Here is a 15,910-nt window from a genome sequence, read left to right on the forward strand (position 1 = left end):
TTCCAACATGCTTACAGCGCGCAAATATTCCATGCCGGAAGCCTCAAAAAACTTGCCCAATCCTCCAGCTTCGAGCGAGGGCCAGGCACGTCTCTTGACATTTGTTTGGCACCTTACATATTTGCTAGGTAACTAGCGAATCTAAGGGTGTGCTTCGTTGAACGATGAACGGGAAAGGTCGGGCCGTGATCTGGTGGGAGCCTGGGCGAAGCGGTGCTACTTCGCCGGTCGGGCGGTCATGGATTCTGTGCTGCGCCCTTACGATCTCGGCTCCGTGCAGTGGTACGTGCTCTACCAGCTCGCGACTGCCGGGCCGACCATGCAGCGCGATCTTGCGCGCTTGCTCGAAATCGAGCGAGCGACAATGACCGGGATTGTCGCAACCCTCGTGCGCAAGGGTCTCGTGGAGCAAGAACCCGACCGGGTTGACCAGCGGCAGAAGCTTCTCCGCATGACGGCGGCTGGCGCGAAGCTGTGGGGCGAGTTGCCCGATCTCAGCTTCATTCGCTCAGTCGCGTTCGACGGCATCGACGCCGCCGAAATCGCGGCCACGGTCAAGGTTCTCCAGACCGCGACAGAGCGGCTCGAACACCTTCTCGAAAAAGGAACATATCCATGACAGTCTTGGTGACCGGTGCAACCGGGCTCGTCGGAGCCCGCCTTCTCCCCCGCCTTGTCGAGGCGGGGGTGCATTGCCGCGCTCTCATGCGTGGCGGGAAAGAAGCGCCCGCCGGCGTGAGCGCGGTGGAGGCGGACCTTCTCGATCCTGCTTCTCTCATGCGAGCGGTGGAGGGCGTATCAGCGATTATCCATCTCGCCGCGGTTTTTCGAACGCCCGACACCGTCCTGATCTGGAGAAGCAACCTCGAAGGCACGCGCAACCTCATCGCCGCGGCGAAGGCGCGTGCGCCCGAGGCGCGTTTCATCCTGGCAAGCACGTCCAATGTCTATAACGCTGACAGCCCGCACCCAGGCCGCGAGGACGATGCCGCCGATCCTCAACAGGCCTATCCGGCCAGCAAGCTCGCCGCAGAGAAGGCGCTGCGCGAATGCGGGCTGAACTGGTCGATCCAGCGGTTCGGCTTCGTCTATGGCGACAAGGACGGGCATCTGGAAGAGTTGCCCCGACTGGTCGCCAACTTCAAAATGCATCCCGCCCAGCGGATGAGCTTGGTTCATCATCGCGACATTGCCACCGCCATGAGCTTGGCCCTGACCGGCGCGATGGATGGGCGCATCGTCAACATCGCCGATGAGGCCCCGACTTCGATCTACGAGCTTGTCGGACTGGTTGGGGGCACGATGGAACCGTCCTCTGCGCCCCTCGACAATCCCTGGCGCCTGCACATGGATGTCTCACTTGCCCGCAGTCTTGGCTTCCAGCCCGTAGTGCGGACCGTCTATCAGGCCGTGCAGGAAAAGCTGATGTGATACGCGTTGCACACCGAGAGAGCCGCTCCGGGCAGAACCGCCAAGCGCGGCCCTCTCATCACACGATGAAGCTGCTACGCGCTTTGCACCCTGCGGCTGACATATTCGCTGTACAGGCGCTGCTGGTTCATGACGTCCCGCTTCGGAGCAGCGCCAAACATCCGGGAATACTCGCGGCTGAACTGCGACGCGCTTTCATAGCCGACCTGATAGGCGGCCTCGGTGACGTTTGCATCCTCTGTCACCATGAGGCGTCGTGCCTCGAGAAGGCGCAACTGCTTTTGGAACTGCAGCGGCGTCATCGAGGTCATTGCCTTGGAAACAGGCCCTGGCCACCGCCCTGGGCGTCGACATAGGCGGTGATCGCCCCGAATAGCGACGACGGCACGCGGACCTCCGGTGGGTTACGGGGCCAACGCCACACGTGGACCTCAACCGGCACGATATCGTCGTTTGCAGGATTGGGCAAGTTTTTTGAGGCTTCGGGCATTCTGATCATTGGACACTCTATCTAGCTTGAAGGCGCGACCCAAGCGAGGAGTGTGCCACATATGACAGAAACTGCCGCGCAGTCAATAAATATACAAAGAGCCCCACCGCTCCTCACCGAAGATACCGGAAATGAATATGTACGTGGTTGGCGCGTTGCGGCGATCTTTGTCACGCTTATTCTGATCAATGCGTTTTCCCAGATCGATAGAATACTTCCGTTCATTCTCGCCGAGACGATTAAAGCCGACCTTGGGCTCAGCGATACCCAGATGGGCCTGCTGACGGGGCTCGCCTTCGCGGTCTGCTATTCGCTGCTGTCGCTGCCGCTCGCCCGTGCGTCCGATCGCGGATCGCCTCGCCTGGTCCTGGTTTCGTGCATTCTGCTCTGGAGCGTCATGACGACGTTCGGCGGCTTCGCAGCAAGCTTTCTGCTGCTGGCTTTCACGCGGTTCGGCGTCGCGTTCGGAGAGGCTGGCGCGGTGCCTGCCGGCCACGCGCTGATCGCTCGCAAGATCCGGCCGGAGCGCCGCGGCCTGGCCATCGGCCTCTTCGCCATGGGAATCCCGCTCGGCACCATGGTCGGCTTCGCCGCCGGCGGCGCAATCGGCGACACGCTGGGATGGCGCACCGCGATGATTGGCGCCGGAGCCATCGGCGGCCTGATCGCCCTGTTGGCGTTCATTGTCCCGGGTCCGACCCCAACGCTCGAACGTTCGGCCGCCAACAGCGAACCTTTCGTGGAATCCAGCCGGCGGTTGCTGGCGAGCCCGGCGTTCCGCTGGCTGTTCATCGGTGCGATCTTCGTCGGCTTCGCCGCATCGCCCTTCTACGCCTTCTCCGCGCCGTTCCTCATCCGCACGCACGGCTATAGCGCGAGCGAGGTCGGACTGGCCTTTGGTCTCTTGCAGGGCCTGATGGGCATCATCGGCGCGCTGCTTGGCGGGCGCTGGTTCGACCGCTCGGTGAGCTCAGGCACCGGAAGCGTGCTCGGACCGCCAGCCATTCTCTTCCTGATCGCCAGTGCGACCACGAGCGCGGCCTTGTTCGCGCCCGCGGGCTGGATGTCCATAGCCCTCCTCGTACCAGGGATGCTGTCCTTCTCGTTCATGATGCCATGGGCCTTCGGCGCAGCGCATCTCGTCGCCGGCGAGGGCAAGCAGGCACAGGCGTCCAGCCTCGTGATGATCGGCTCCGGTCTTCTTGGGCCGGCACTCGGGCCTCTCATCGTCGGTATGGTCAGCGACGCGGCAACGGCTGCGCAAGTGCCCAATGGGCTTGGGTTGGGGCTGCTGATCGTCCCGGTGGCGAGCGTCCTCACCGGCATCGCGATGCTGATCGCAAACCGGCGCATCGCCATCCTGCTTCGCGGCCGCTGACGCTGTCTCCGCGCCGATCCGCCTACCAGGTCGTGGCGCACCGCCCGGCGGGCACCGCCACGCCTACCCAAGCAATTGACCAGTCTCAAGAAAGGAGACCATCGAAATGTCCGATACTGATAGCTCCCGCCGCACCTTCATGACCCTCGCTGCCGCCGCCCCCGCGGCTCTCGCCCTGGGAGGCGCGGCTTCGGCCCAAACGTCCACGGGCGGCTCCGGTGCTCTGCCGGGTGCCGGCCGGGCCGCCGTCGTCACCGGCTCGTCGCGGGGCATCGGCGCCGCCACCGTCAAGCGTCTGGCGCGCGACGGCTATGCCGTGACGGTGAACTACCTCACCAACCGCGATCTTGCCGCCCGGGTCGTGGCCGACATCGAGGCGGCTGGTGGTCGCGCCATCGTTCGCCAAGGGGACGTCGCTGATCCCGCAGCGGTCAAGGCGCTCTTCGACGCCAATGAAGAGGCCTTCGGCGGGGTCGATGTGGTGGTGAACAACGCGGGGATCATGAATGTTGGCCCCTTCGCCCAAATGACCGACGCCGCGTTCGATCGAATGATGGCCACCAATGTGAAGGGCAGCTTCAACGTGCTGCGCGAAGCGGCGCAGCGTACGCGTGACGGCGGCCGGATCATCAGCCTGGCTTCGAGTATCATCAAGACGCCGCCGCCGGCGACGGGCGCATATGCAGCCACGAAAAGCGCTCAGGTGCTCTTTTCCAGCGTCCTCGCCAAGGAATTGGCTGGCCGGAACATCTCCGTCAATTCCATAGCGCCCGGCGCCGTCGACACGCAGCTCCTGCGTCAACACGGAGAAGCAGCGCTTCGGGGAATTCCCGAGCAGACGCCGCTCGGCCGCCTGGGCCTGCCGGAAGACATCGCCGGCGTCATCGCTCTTCTCTGCTCGCAGGAGGGCGCCTGGATCGACGGTCAGAATGTATTCGCGAACGGCGGTCTCGGCTGATGGAGGACAGCCGGCTTGCCGACGCCGCCAAGACGCCGGAGCGACCCGCCAGCATCACCGTCGACGACCACGGCCCCGAGGCGAGGGCCACACCCAGCGGGAGGAGGAGCATCTCGATCACTCCGAGATCCCTAGAAAGGAAAGTTTCATGAAATACAAGCCACTCGGTAATACCGGTCTCTTCGTCTCCGAGCTTTGCCTTGGAACCATGACGTTCGGCGGCAAGGGCATCTGGGCGAATATGGGCAATGTTCAGCAGGAGGACGCGCAGGCGCTCATTGCCCGCGCCCTCGAGCACGGCATCAACTTCATCGATACCGCCGATATCTACTCGGAGGGCGTGTCGGAGGAGATGGTCGGCCACTCGTTGAAAAACCTCGGCGTCCGGCGCGAGGACGTGGTGATCGCCACGAAGGTGTGCGGCCCCGTCGGCCCGGGCCCAAACGACCACGGCAATTCGCGAGGCCACATTCTCGACGGCGTCAAGGCGAGCCTCAAGCGCCTCCAGGTCGACCATATCGATCTCTACCAGCTCCACAACATCGACACCGTGACGCCGATCGAGGAGAGCCTCGCCGCGCTTGATACGCTCGTACGGCAGGGCCTCGTCCGCTATGTCGGCGTCTCGAACTGGTCGGCCTGGCAGATGGCTCGCGCGCTCGGCCACAGCGAACGCCTGAACCTCGCCAAGATCGCCACGACGCAGAACTACTACACGCTCGCCGGCCGGGACCTCGAACGCGAAATCGTGCCGCTCATCAAGGCTGAGAAGCTCGGCCTGCTGGTGTGGAGCCCGCTGGCCGGCGGACTGCTCAGCGGCAAGTTCGGCCGCGACAAGCAAGCCGAGGAAGGTAGCCGGCGCACGACCTTCGACTTCCCGCCTGTCGCCATGGACCGCGCCCATCAGGTGATCGACGCCATGGAGGCTATCGCATCTGACAAAGGCGTCAGCGCCGCGCGGATCGCGCTCGCCTGGCTGCTGCACCAGCCCCACGTCACGAGTGTGATCATTGGTGCGAAACGCATCGAGCAGTTCGACGACAGCGCGGGTGCAGCAGATGTCGTGCTCACTACCGATGATCTTGCCAGACTGAACGCCGTCAGCGGGATCGCACCGGAATATCCGGCCTGGATGCAACGCGTCCGCGAAGCGCCGCCAAAGCCGCCGCTGCTTGCTCCTCCGGCCGCCACGACCTGAGATCGGATCAGGGAAGCGCCGCCCGTTCCCGAAGATCCGAAGGAGGTCGCCGGACACCCCCATCCGCTGCGATCTCCAGGGCCACCGAAGGCAGCCCTGACAAACAAGCGCCTTCGGTGGCCCCACCGACTACCCCGAAAGGACCTGCTTATAGGCCCTCAAGCAGCTCGAGGATCATCTCGGCGTGTCGCTATTCGAGCGGACGCGCCACAGTGTGCGGCTGACACCGGCGGGGCGACGCTTCCTGACCGAGGCCTCGCCGCGCTCGAACAGCTCGAAGCGGCCAGGCGCTCTGCTCATGCAGCGCGGCGGGTGGAATCCGGTTTGGTGCGCATCGGCATTCTCACGTCGCTGGCGGGCGGGTTCCTGCGCCAACTCGTTCAAGCCTATGCGGAGCGGCACCCGCAGGTCAGCATCGATCTTCGTGATGGCGGTCGGCGCGAGCATCTGGCGGCGGTTCGGGCCCAGCAAGGCGACTTCAAGTTGTTCGCCAACCCCAGTCTCCTCGTAGAGCCTGAATCAGATCGCGCCCCTCGCATCAATGGGTCCTGACTCTAACGCGCCGCCGCGTCGCAGCGAGTCGTTTGTGATCCACGGTACGCGTTCGAAGATCGATGCATCTTCGGTCGGGTTCGCAGCGGTCAGGGGATTAGAAGTACCCGGCCGAGTATCTTGTTGTCCTCGACATAACGATGAGCAGCTGCGGCCTGAGCAAGGGGGAACTGGCGGTCGATCGGCACGGTGAGCCTCCCTTGCGAGAGATCGGCTAGCATGGCGTCGATCGTTTGGCGCACCGCCGGCCGTGACAGCACGGTTCCCATGAACACCCCGAGGATCGACTGATTGCGCTGTACCGCCTGCCAGAGATCCATGGTCAACGGCACGCCGCCAGCGTTGCCCACTGACACCAGGGTTCCTTCATCGCAGAGCGCCGCGAGAGAGGTCCCCAAGGTGGAGCCCACCGGATCGATGACGAGATCGACGCCCCGACCGTCGGTGAGGTCACGGACCGCATCCACGACGGCATCGGTGTTATGATCGATGACGCTCGATGCGCCGAGATTGGTGAGTCTCTTCGCACGATCCCCGCCGCTTGCGACGGCAATCACAGTCGCGCCGGCCTGGCGCGCAAGCTGCACCGCCGCGATCCCAACACCCCCTGCAGCACCTTGAATCAAGACGGTACTTCCACTTGACAGCCGACCGCGTGCAAAGAGGCAATGATGTGCCGTTCCGAAGCCAATCGGGATAGTGGCGGCCTGGGCAGCGTCCACGCCTGAGGGTAGCAACCAGGTCTGATACGTCGGTACCGCACGGAATTGCGCGTGGGATCCGCTAAGCCCCCAAGATGTAACCCTATCGCCGATCTGGCGATCCGGGACGTCGTCGCCGATCGCCACCACGGTGCCCGTTGCGGCATAGCCGACAACATATGCGGGATGTTCTGGTAGCGAACTGCGACGGTTGATCACGTCGCCGCCCTCAATGGAAATGGCCTCCACGCGGATCAGGACGTCTCCAGAACTGATCTTCGGATCATGCACGTCGGTATAGCGAAATACTTCTGGTGGCCCGTTGTGGTCGTATACAGCTGCTTTCATCGCTATTCCTTTCGTGCGCGAAGGAGATCGCGGGAGTTTTGTCGAAACGATGGGCCATGAAGCGCCATGCTGGTACAGGTGCCACCGCATATCATGATACGATAGTGCGGAGACGTGCTCATCTATGTCGCAGAATGAGGAACGCGGCCGATAGGATCCTCGGCTGCTAAGCGCGAAGTGGCCATACTCAGCGTTGTTCTGCCAGCAGACCCGCAGCCAAGAGCCGGAACGCGGATTCTAGATGTAGGGTCGCCATGACCTTGTGCCGGTCCATCCCGTCCGACTGTCTTGCGAGGCGGAAACACTGAAGACCCGGCGACCGCTTGATCATCATCTGTGCACCGGGCTCATCGACGACCGCCGAAGCGATATATGCCGCACAGCGCCTTCGTCGTCTTGCTTCAGTCGCGAACTCACGCTTCCAATGCCCGGAGCAGGCCTTCCAGGTTTCGCTCACCGTCCCTGGTCTGCGCGCCGGCCCTGAGCCCGCCTCGGATAAGCTTTTCGGCAACCGGGCGTTCGAAAAGACCCGCCCAGGCGTCGTGCTCACGGCGAAATCCATCCCGAAGATCAGTTGGCGGCACAGCCTTCTTGGCAGCGGCGATGACGCCTTCGGGCAAGGCGGCGATGTTGCGCGCCAGCCGGTCAACGAAGCCATCAAGCTCGGAGGCCGGCAGCGCCCGGTTGATCCAACCATAGCGTTCCGCTGTCGTCGCATCGACGAGATCGGCGCCAAGGATCAATTCAAGCGCGCGTCCGCGCGTCATCCGGCTGGACAGATACTGGGTGGCACCGCCTCCGGGCGTGATGCCCATCAGCGCCTCGCATTGGGCAAGCCCCGCCCGTCCTTCGGCGGCGAACGCCATGTCAGCCGCGGCGACGAACTCTGCACCGCCGCCGCGCGCCAGCCCGGCGAGCTTGACGATCGTCACCTGCGGCTGTTCGCGCAGAAGTTCGCCGAACGCCTGGAACGGATTGAGGCCTGCCGGAGCCTCGCGAACAAAATCGTCGAAGGCATGCGGTTCGTCGATCAATGTCATGTCGACATGGGCTATGAAGAACTCCGGGTCCGCGCTCTGGAAAACGAGGACGCGCGTGTCCGGGTCATCGCGAACGGAAAGGAGAAAGCGGCGGATCTCGCTCATCAGGCCTACATCGAGGACGTTTACCGGCGGATTGTCGATGGTGATCGTCGCAACCCCATCGGTTTTGGAGATCCGAAGCCTTCCGAAATCTGTCTCTGTCATATGTAAATCTCTGCTCTTCGGGAAACTCTGGCACTGGTGTTTCGCGCCATTGATCTTAAAAGTATTCATCAGATACCTAGCGTCAATTATGCACCTGAAGCATCCCAGGGATGCCGGAGGATACCGATGGATGAGCCGATAAGTGAAAATGATCCGGTCTACCGTGCCGATTGCCCGAGCCGCGTGATCCTCGATCAGATCGCGGACAAGTGGTCGATGATGGTGCTGGCGGTGCTCAGCGAGCCCCGCCGCTTCAACGCCATCAAGCGTCGCCTCGGTGGCGTCACCCAACGCGTGCTGACCCAGACGCTGCGCAAGCTGGAGCGCAACGGCATGGTGACGCGCAGGGTTCTGGATGGACGCGTGCTCGGCGTCGAATATGCGCTGACGCCACTTGGCCAGTCGTTACAAGGACCCTTCTCGATCCTGTTCGATTGGACGGTCGAGAACATCGATGTGATTCAGCACTGCCAGCGCAGTTATGACGCGCGCGAAGGCGGGGCCGCAGCCTGAACGGTGGTGTTGAACGTCACGTCAAACCCAGTCAGCGGCAAATCCCCGTCGGACGTCTTGCTGACCAGAGTAGGCAAGCTAGGGTCGGTGATCCCGCAGATCATCGGGGTGATCTCAGTCAGCAATCTGTTCCGTCAAAACCGGCATAAGCTCTCGCTCAAAGATCGAGCATCTCATCGCGCGTGTGCTGTCAGCCATCGGCGCATTGACGAGCCACTTCTCTCCGAATTCCCCGAAGCTCTTCGCTTCCTTCAACCGCCGCTTCTCACGCTGCTTCTCGATCGCGGGTAAGCGTCTTTCGCTGACGGCCCTTCTTGCGTCGATGCAGAGTTCGCGAGCGCGCCAGCGAGATGCCATCGCGTCCATACTTCCCGAGGTAGACGGTCTCGCGACGCGGATACGCCCGGATGGGCCAAAATCATTCCCACTCGATCGTGCCCGGCGGCTTGCTGGTCACGTCGTAGACGACGCGGTTGATGCCGCGCACCTCGTTGATGATGCGGGTCGCCGTGCGGCCGAGGAAGTTCATGTCGTAGGGATAAAAATCCGCCGTCATGCCATCCACTGAGGTCACGGCGCGCAGCGCGCAGACGAAGTCGTAGGTGCGGTAGTCACCCATGACGCCGACCGTCTGCACCGGCAGCAGCACGGCGAATGCCTGCCAGATCGTGTCGTAGAGGCCGGCCTTGCGGATTTCTTCGAGATAGATCGCATCCGCCTTGCGCAGGATGTCGAGCTTTTCGCGCGTCACGCCGCCGGGGCAGCGGATGGCAAGGCCCGGACCCGGGAAGGGGTGGCGTCCGATGAACTGCTCGGGCAGGCCGAGCTCCCGGCCGAGCGCGCGCACCTCGTCCTTGAAGAGCTCGCGCAGCGGTTCGACGAGCTTCATGTTCATCCGCTCGGGCAGGCCGCCGACATTGTGGTGGCTCTTGATGGTCACCGAAGGTCCGCCGGAGAAGGAGACGCTTTCGATGACGTCCGGATAGAGCGTGCCCTGGGCGAGGAAGGCGGGTGCCCCCTTGCCGTCCTCGGCGATCTTCTTGGCCTCCGCCTCGAAGACCTCGATGAACAGGCGGCCGATCGTCTTGCGCTTCACTTCCGGATCGGAAACGCCGGCGAGCTCGGTGAGGAACAGGTCGGAGGCATCCACATGGACCAGCGGCAGGTTGTAGTGGTCGCGGAACATCTTGACCACTTCCTCGGCCTCGTTGAGGCGCATCAGGCCATGATCCACGAAAACGCAGGTGAGCTGGTCGCCGATCGCCTCATGGATGAGGACAGCCGCGACGGACGAATCGACGCCGCCGGAAAGCGCGCAGAGCACCCGGCCGTCACCCACCTGTTCGCGGATCTTGCGGATCATCTCGGCGCGGTAGGCGGACATGGTCCAGTCGGATTTCAGCCCGACGATTTTGTGCACGAAGTTGGAGAGCAGCTTGGCCCCATCCGGCGTGTGCACCACTTCCGGGTGGAACATCGTGGAATAGTAGTGTCGGCTCTCGTCGGCAGCGATCGCGAAGGGCGCGTTTTCCGATGTTGCGATGACCTCGAAACCGTCGGGAAGCTGCGTGACGCGGTCGCCGTGGCTCATCCACACGGGGTAGCGCCCTCCCACGTCCCAGAAACCGTCGAACAGCGGGCTCGGCTTCTTGATCTCCACGTCGGCACGGCCGAATTCTGCTGCATGGCCTCCCTCGACCACGCCGCCGAGTTGCGTCGCCATCGTCTGCTGGCCGTAGCAGATGCCGAGGATCGGCACACCGTGCTCGAACACGACCTGCGGCGCGCGGGGGCTGCCTGCGTCGGTGACCGAGGCCGGACCGCCGGAGAAGATCACGCCCTTCGGCTGGAGTTTCTCGAACGCGGCGGCGGCGTTCTGGAACGGGTGGATTTCGCAGTAGACGCCGGATTCGCGGATGCGACGCGCAATGAGCTGCGTCACCTGGCTGCCGAAATCGATGATGAGGATGCTGTCGGGATGAGCTATCTGGGTCATGGCGAGCCTTTAAAGAAAAGTTGCATTTTGTGCAACTGCGTCAGAGCGCCAATTCGCCGCTTTTCAGGGCCTTCGTGAGGCTGTCGACCGCTCCCGCCAGTTTTTCGTCGATCACATGCAGGTATTCGGTCCAGTCGTTGACATGCTTCAGCTCCTCCTTGCCGTCGGAAATGCCGCGCAGGCCGACGAGCGGAATATCGAAAAGCTGGCAGCAGCGCATGACCGCGAAGGTCTCCATGTCGACCATGTCGGCTTCGACGAGATCGTAGGCCGCGCCGGAGACGATATTGCCGCCGGTGGAGAGCGAGGCTGCCGGAATGCCGGGAATGCGAAGCGCAAGCGGCATGATTGCCGGATGGTCGAGAAAGGGCGTCCGGCCTTTTTCGAACCCGAGCGGTGAGGCGTCCATGTCGCGATAGGCGACGGAGGAGACCTGGTAGATTTCCGTCTGTTCGAGACTGCGGGAACCGGCCGACCCGAGCGAGACGACGAGGTCGGGCAGTTCCCCGGCCGCCTCCAGCTTCGTCAGCGCATGGGAGAGCACCACGGCGGCCTCGACCGGACCGACGCCGGTCATCAGCGGCTTGATGCGGGATTTGAGTGCCGGACCGTATTCTGCGTCCACCGCCATGACGAAGAGAACGGATTTGCCGCCGGCATGGGTCGGCTCGCCCATCGGCAACCCTCGGGGGAGCGAAACGGTCATCCGGTCACGTCCTGTCTGCCGCGGATCACCATCATCGTGCCGGTCATGGAGGCGATGAGCTTGGCGGGGCCGTCGCCGATCGCATAGGCGCGGCCGTCTGCGACGATGATGGTGGAGCCCGGCTTGGTGATCTCGCCGCGGAAGAGGAAGCGTTCGCCGCGGCCGGGCGACATCAGGTTCACCTTGAATTCGATGGTGAGGATCGAGGCTTCCGGATCGATGACCGTATAGGCGGCATAGCCGCAGGCGGAATCGAGCGCGGCGGAGATGACGCCGGCGTGCAGAAAACCGTGCTGCTGGGTGAGTTTCTGATCGAAGGGCAGCTCGATCTCCACCAAGGCCGGTTCGACGCGCGTCAGCTCTGCGCCGAGCATCGCCATCGCGCCCTGCTTGTCAAAGCTCCGGCGCACCCGCTCGCGGAAATCGCCTGTGTCTCTCCCGTTCATTTTCCCATTCCTTTCGCAGATGCGAAATTGGCATGGGGAAATGTGTTCGGCAAGCCGCCGCGGCGGGTTTTGGGAGAGAGCTAAGAATCTATGCGGACGATATGCTGGTCCCACGCCACTTGGCTATGGGTGTCGTTGAACTCCCCGTCGTAGGAGGAGACTGCGATGCCGTGCGCCGCGGGCGCGACCCCGGCGGCATCGCGGACTTTTTCTTCCTTGAGCACCGCGCCGGTCTTCGCATCGAGGATCACGGCCGCGCCGCCGATGGGGGAGGTGAGGCCAACGAGCCCTTCGCGGCGGTTGACGGCGATAGCGCCCACATAGTTGCCGAGCCGGATCGTTGTCTCCTCCGGCAGCGAGACGAAGGAAAGGTCCTCGCCATGCCCGAACCAGCCGGCAAGCGGCGGCAGGACGTTGCGCGGCCCTTCCCACTGGCAGGCGAACCACATCCGGCCATCCTCGCCGATATCCAGATGTCGGGTCGAAAGCTGGCGGAGTGCGGCGGGCAGGCCGTGCCGCTGGATGAGCGCGCCGGTCTTCGCGTCGAGCAGCACCAGCGACGGGTCCATACGGTCGAGATTGAGCTTGGTACGGCCGAAATCCGGATGAGTCTCGATGCCGCCATTGGCGATGACGAGGAAGCGGCCGTCGTCGGAAACGGTCATGTCATGCGTGCCGATGCCATGGGCGTCGAACTCGCCGATGCGGCGGAATTCGTCGCGCGCGTCGTAGATGCCGATCATGCCGCGATTGCCGTCGAAATCGTTCTCGCTGGCATAGAGCAGGGTGCCGTCCGGCGAGAAATGCCCGTGGCCGTAGAAATGCCGGCCTTCCGGGGAAGTGAGCATCACGGGCTTGGCCTGTCGAGACGGATCGAAGACCATGGCGAAGGTGCCGGGACGGCGGGCGAAGGCGACGGCGCGGCCGGTCGCGGCGCTGTAGGCCATGCCGTGGGCGCGGGCGGGCAGCGCCACGCGATCGATGATCTCGCCGCGTTCCGAGACGGTGGCGATGCCGAACGAGCCGTCCGGCGCGCGAAACCCCGAGGCATAGACCGCATCGGTCCGTTCGAGCGCCATCAGCGCGCGCGGCGAAAGTGCGGCGGTGAAGGCGATCCCCGCTGCCTTCAGAAAACCGCGCCGGTCGATGGCCTCGCCGCGCCAGGTCATGAAATCAGTCCCCGTCCGCGAAGGAGAAGCCGGAGCTGAGGCCGATCGCGCCGCCATAGCCGTCGTTCAGCCTGGCGATGACATTCCTGCCGTCCGCCAGCAGCGTATCGAGCTTCCTTCGTTCGGCTTCGTCGGACACGGCCTTTTCGAGGTCGGGCGTGATGGTGCCGGATAGCTCGATCATCGATTTCAGCGTGGACTGTATTTCGGCGACGACCGGCCGGTCCTTTTCCTGCAGCAGCTCCACCATGCCGGATTTTTCCAGCAGCGCCGAAAGGCCTTCGAGATTGCCCTTCACGCTCGGCCAGGTGCTTTCCGAACGCCAGAACAGCGCCTGTCTTGGAAATTTCGCCTTGTCCGCGCCCTTGTAGAAGGTCTCGATACGCTGGTCGCGCACGGTTTCGGCGCCATGCACGAGAATGCCGAGCAGCGCGGTCACCGCCTCGCCGCCGGTGCGGAAGGCCGGATTGTCCGGCCCCGGCTGTTCCCACGCCTTCTGGATGCCGTCCGGCGCGTCCCAGATGCCGGAAAGCTCCCTGGCGACATTGGCGATATTGCCGGCGACTGCCGCGCCGTAGCGGCAGCGGAAACCGTTCTTTTCGCTCGAAAGCGTCTCGGAACCGGTGCCGAAGAGCAGATATTCCAGTGCCCCGAAACCTTGCGTGGCGACGCTCTTGGTGGCGAGCGTCGCGGGGTCGGCCGCCGTTTCATCCGATTTGGAAAGCACGGCCTGCACCTGCTTCAACCCGGTGCTCTTGCGGTCGGGATAGAAGAGGATGCGCTCGAAACGGTTCTGCTCGATCACCGGGCCGACGCGCACCACTTCGATATGCGCCCAGCTCACCGCCGTATCGCGAAAGGCGGCCTTGGCGGCATCGTGATGAGCCGGGGAGGGCGCCTCGCAGAGCGTCTTCATGGCGGCGGTCATTGTCTCGGCCGACTGCTGGAAGGCGTCGTAGCCGGGCCGGATGAAGCCGTCGACCGCTGCCGTCATCACTTTCGTCACCTCCGCCTCGGGAAGCGTCACGGCAGGCGCGGTGTCGGCCTCCTGAGCGAATGTCACGGCGGGCAGGAGCGAAATGAGTCCCGCGGCAAGAATTGTGCGCATCAGAGTGACCCCTTAAAGAGACTCAAGGAATTTGACGAGGGCAGCACGGTCGTCCTTCGAAAGCGCGGCGAAGGCGTCGCGTGCCTGTTGCGCTTCCCCGCCATGCCAGAGGATGGCTTCGGTGAGGTTGCGCGCCCGCCCGTCGTGCAGGAAGAAGGTATGGGCGTTGACGGTCTCCGTCAGGCCGATGCCCCAGAGCGGCTGCGTGCGCCATTCGCGGCCGGCCGCGACGCCGACCTGCTGCCCGTCGGCGAGGCCTTCGCCCATGTCGTGCAGCAGGAAATCCGAATAGGGCCAGATGAGCTGGAAGGCATGCGCCTTGTTGCCGGCATCCCGGCTCGTCACGAATTTCGGCGTGTGGCAGGCGATGCAGCCGGACTGGTGGAAGAGCTGCTTGCCCTTCAGCACCGTCGGATCGGCAAGGTTGCGCCGGGCGGGGACCGCGAGGTTTTCCGAATAGAACGTCACGAGCTCCATGACCGGATCGGGCGCCTCGACCGGGCCGAGCCTTTGCTGCACGCCGGTCGGCATGGCGAGGCATTCGGCTTCCGCCTCGGTGCAGTCGCCATAGCTTGAAGGATTGTCCGGGGTGGAGATGCCCATGTCGCCGGCGAATGCGGATGCGCTCTGGTCGCGGATCGTCGCGTTCTGCGCCTTGTAGCCGAACCGTCCGAGTTTCAGTTCTCCGCTCCGGTGGTCGCGCACCAGCGCCGGCTTGCCGGAAACGCCGTCGCCGTCCCTGTCGTCGGGATCGGCCTTGGCGAGAATGTCGCTTTCGTGGATCGCCTGGATGAGCCCCATGCCGATCATCGGCGGTGCGATGCGCGGCGAAACAGTCACGTCGCTTTCCAGAGGGCCGTGACTAAGGCCAGCGACGGAATAGGTCGGCTTGCGCAGATGCACCACCTCGCCGCCGGCAAGCGTCACGGGAGTTTCCTCGTAGGAAACCTGCATCCGTCCCTCGGATTTCAGGCCAGGTACGGCGAGATCCTGTAGCTGCTCGCCATAGGTCGCGTCCGGGAAATTGAGCTTCCGGTGGTCGGCGACCGCCTCGCGCTCGTCGTCGGTGCGGGCAGGGCGGGCGAGCCGGAGAAACATCGACGTCGCATCGGCGGAACCTTCCGGCGGATGGCCGCGGCCGTCTTTCAGGTGACAGCTCTGGCAGGCGCGCGCGTTGAAGAGTGGCCCGAGCCCGTCGGAGGCCTGCGTCGAGGAAGGTGCCGAAACCCAGAGCTTGGTGAAGAGCGCATTGCCGAGCTTGAAGGTCTGCTCCTCCTCGAAGGTGAGGTTGGCGGAAGAATGCGAGAAGGCGTCGCCGTTGACGATGGCGCGGCTGGTCGCCGCCCCGCCTTCCATCAGTTCGAACTGCTCGGGCTTGGAGAAATCCGTCGCCGGGCGCGTCACGGCCTCGACGCGCTTTTGATCCTTCGGATTGAGGTCCGAACGGGTCGTGGGGAAGATCGGATCGCCGCCGGCCGCGATCAGCGGGGTCAGAAGAAGGACGCCCGAAAGAATCGGCAGGAGGAAAATCGGGATGGATTTGCGACGTATTGCAGGGGTCATGGATTGCCGGGACGATGCCCCTCCCCAGCCTGTCCACTCCGAGGGGAAACCATTGCATGTGAGCGACGAGGAGGGCGGCAAGCTCCCTCTGATCTCCCCCCTTGAG

Annotated in this window: 15 protein-coding genes and 2 pseudogenes; 7 read left to right on the forward strand and 10 right to left on the reverse strand. The window is 63.8% G+C overall.

Annotated elements, in window-relative coordinates; translation table 11 throughout:
* Positions 1-238 precede the first annotated feature (238 nt).
* Both ACMGE0_RS23815 and ACMGE0_RS23820 read left to right on the forward strand, forming a co-directional pair.
* Positions 239-619, forward strand: a complete 381-nt coding sequence (locus tag ACMGE0_RS23815) for a MarR family winged helix-turn-helix transcriptional regulator (protein ID WP_436818384.1) — start codon at positions 239-241, stop codon at positions 617-619.
* A complete protein-coding gene (locus ACMGE0_RS23820) occupies positions 616-1,431 on the forward strand; it encodes an NAD-dependent epimerase/dehydratase family protein (protein ID WP_436818385.1) in 816 nt (271 codons plus the stop codon). Before ACMGE0_RS23815 ends, ACMGE0_RS23820 begins: the two co-directional genes overlap by 4 nt.
* A 74-nt stretch (positions 1,432-1,505) precedes the next feature.
* Here ACMGE0_RS23820 and ACMGE0_RS23825 read toward each other — a convergent pair.
* Positions 1,506-1,748, reverse strand: a pseudogene (locus ACMGE0_RS23825) (helix-turn-helix domain-containing protein); the annotation flags it as partial.
* 234 nt (positions 1,749-1,982) lie between these two features.
* Between ACMGE0_RS23825 and ACMGE0_RS23830 the strand changes: the two are divergent.
* The 4 genes from ACMGE0_RS23830 to ACMGE0_RS23845 all read left to right on the forward strand — a co-directional run bounded on the left by ACMGE0_RS23830 (position 1,983) and on the right by ACMGE0_RS23845 (position 6,007).
* A complete protein-coding gene (locus tag ACMGE0_RS23830; RefSeq protein ID WP_436818386.1) occupies positions 1,983-3,299 on the forward strand; it encodes an MFS transporter in 1,317 nt (438 codons plus the stop codon).
* A gap of 106 nt (positions 3,300-3,405) precedes the next feature.
* Complete coding sequence (locus tag ACMGE0_RS23835) at positions 3,406-4,257, forward strand: SDR family oxidoreductase (protein ID WP_436818387.1); 852 nt, start codon at positions 3,406-3,408, stop codon at positions 4,255-4,257.
* 148 nt (positions 4,258-4,405) lie between these two features.
* Entirely contained in the window at positions 4,406-5,455 is a 1,050-nt protein-coding gene (locus tag ACMGE0_RS23840; RefSeq protein WP_436818388.1) for an aldo/keto reductase, read from the forward strand.
* 327 nt (positions 5,456-5,782) lie between these two features.
* Complete coding sequence (locus tag ACMGE0_RS23845; protein ID WP_436818515.1) at positions 5,783-6,007, forward strand: LysR substrate-binding domain-containing protein; 225 nt, start codon at positions 5,783-5,785, stop codon at positions 6,005-6,007.
* An 89-nt stretch (positions 6,008-6,096) separates the two neighbouring features.
* Here ACMGE0_RS23845 and ACMGE0_RS23850 read toward each other — a convergent pair whose 3' ends face one another.
* Together ACMGE0_RS23850 and ACMGE0_RS23855 are read right to left on the reverse strand one after the other, a co-directional pair.
* Positions 6,097-7,056, reverse strand: a complete 960-nt coding sequence (locus tag ACMGE0_RS23850; RefSeq protein WP_436818389.1) for a quinone oxidoreductase family protein — start codon at positions 7,054-7,056, stop codon at positions 6,097-6,099.
* A 413-nt stretch (positions 7,057-7,469) separates the two neighbouring features.
* Positions 7,470-8,303, reverse strand: a complete 834-nt coding sequence (locus ACMGE0_RS23855) for an enoyl-CoA hydratase/isomerase family protein (RefSeq protein ID WP_436818390.1) — start codon at positions 8,301-8,303, stop codon at positions 7,470-7,472.
* Between the two features lie 126 nt (positions 8,304-8,429).
* On the opposite strand from ACMGE0_RS23855, the gene ACMGE0_RS23860 reads away from it, so the two are divergent.
* Complete coding sequence (locus tag ACMGE0_RS23860) at positions 8,430-8,816, forward strand: winged helix-turn-helix transcriptional regulator (protein WP_436818391.1); 387 nt, start codon at positions 8,430-8,432, stop codon at positions 8,814-8,816.
* Positions 8,817-8,920: 104 nt separating this feature from the next.
* Here ACMGE0_RS23860 and ACMGE0_RS23865 read toward each other — a convergent pair.
* The 7 genes and pseudogenes from ACMGE0_RS23865 to ACMGE0_RS23895 all read right to left on the reverse strand — a co-directional run.
* A pseudogene (locus ACMGE0_RS23865) lies at positions 8,921-9,210 on the reverse strand (tyrosine-type recombinase/integrase); the annotation flags it as partial.
* 24 nt (positions 9,211-9,234) lie between these two features.
* Positions 9,235-10,812 (reverse strand): glutamine-hydrolyzing GMP synthase, encoded by a 1,578-nt coding sequence (gene guaA / locus ACMGE0_RS23870; RefSeq protein WP_436818392.1) that lies wholly within the window; start codon positions 10,810-10,812, stop codon positions 9,235-9,237.
* Between the two features lie 40 nt (positions 10,813-10,852).
* Complete coding sequence (locus ACMGE0_RS23875) at positions 10,853-11,488, reverse strand: 5'-methylthioadenosine/S-adenosylhomocysteine nucleosidase (RefSeq protein ID WP_436818516.1); 636 nt, start codon at positions 11,486-11,488, stop codon at positions 10,853-10,855.
* Positions 11,489-11,514: 26 nt separating this feature from the next.
* Positions 11,515-11,964 (reverse strand): PaaI family thioesterase, encoded by a 450-nt coding sequence (locus tag ACMGE0_RS23880; protein WP_436818393.1) that lies wholly within the window; start codon positions 11,962-11,964, stop codon positions 11,515-11,517.
* Between the two features lie 80 nt (positions 11,965-12,044).
* On the reverse strand, positions 12,045-13,133 hold the full coding sequence (locus ACMGE0_RS23885) for a DUF1513 domain-containing protein (RefSeq protein WP_436818394.1): 1,089 nt from the start codon (positions 13,131-13,133) through the stop codon (positions 12,045-12,047).
* A 4-nt stretch (positions 13,134-13,137) separates the two neighbouring features.
* The gene (locus ACMGE0_RS23890; RefSeq protein WP_436818395.1) at positions 13,138-14,241 is read right to left on the reverse strand and encodes an imelysin family protein; all 1,104 of its coding nucleotides are present in this window, start codon (positions 14,239-14,241) and stop codon (positions 13,138-13,140) included.
* A 12-nt stretch (positions 14,242-14,253) separates the two neighbouring features.
* On the reverse strand, positions 14,254-15,804 hold the full coding sequence (locus ACMGE0_RS23895; RefSeq protein ID WP_436818396.1) for a di-heme oxidoreductase family protein: 1,551 nt from the start codon (positions 15,802-15,804) through the stop codon (positions 14,254-14,256).
* Positions 15,805-15,910: the final 106 nt, after the last annotated feature.

This window comes from Neorhizobium descurainiae, assembly GCF_051400715.1.
GTDB lineage: Bacteria > Pseudomonadota > Alphaproteobacteria > Rhizobiales > Rhizobiaceae > Neorhizobium.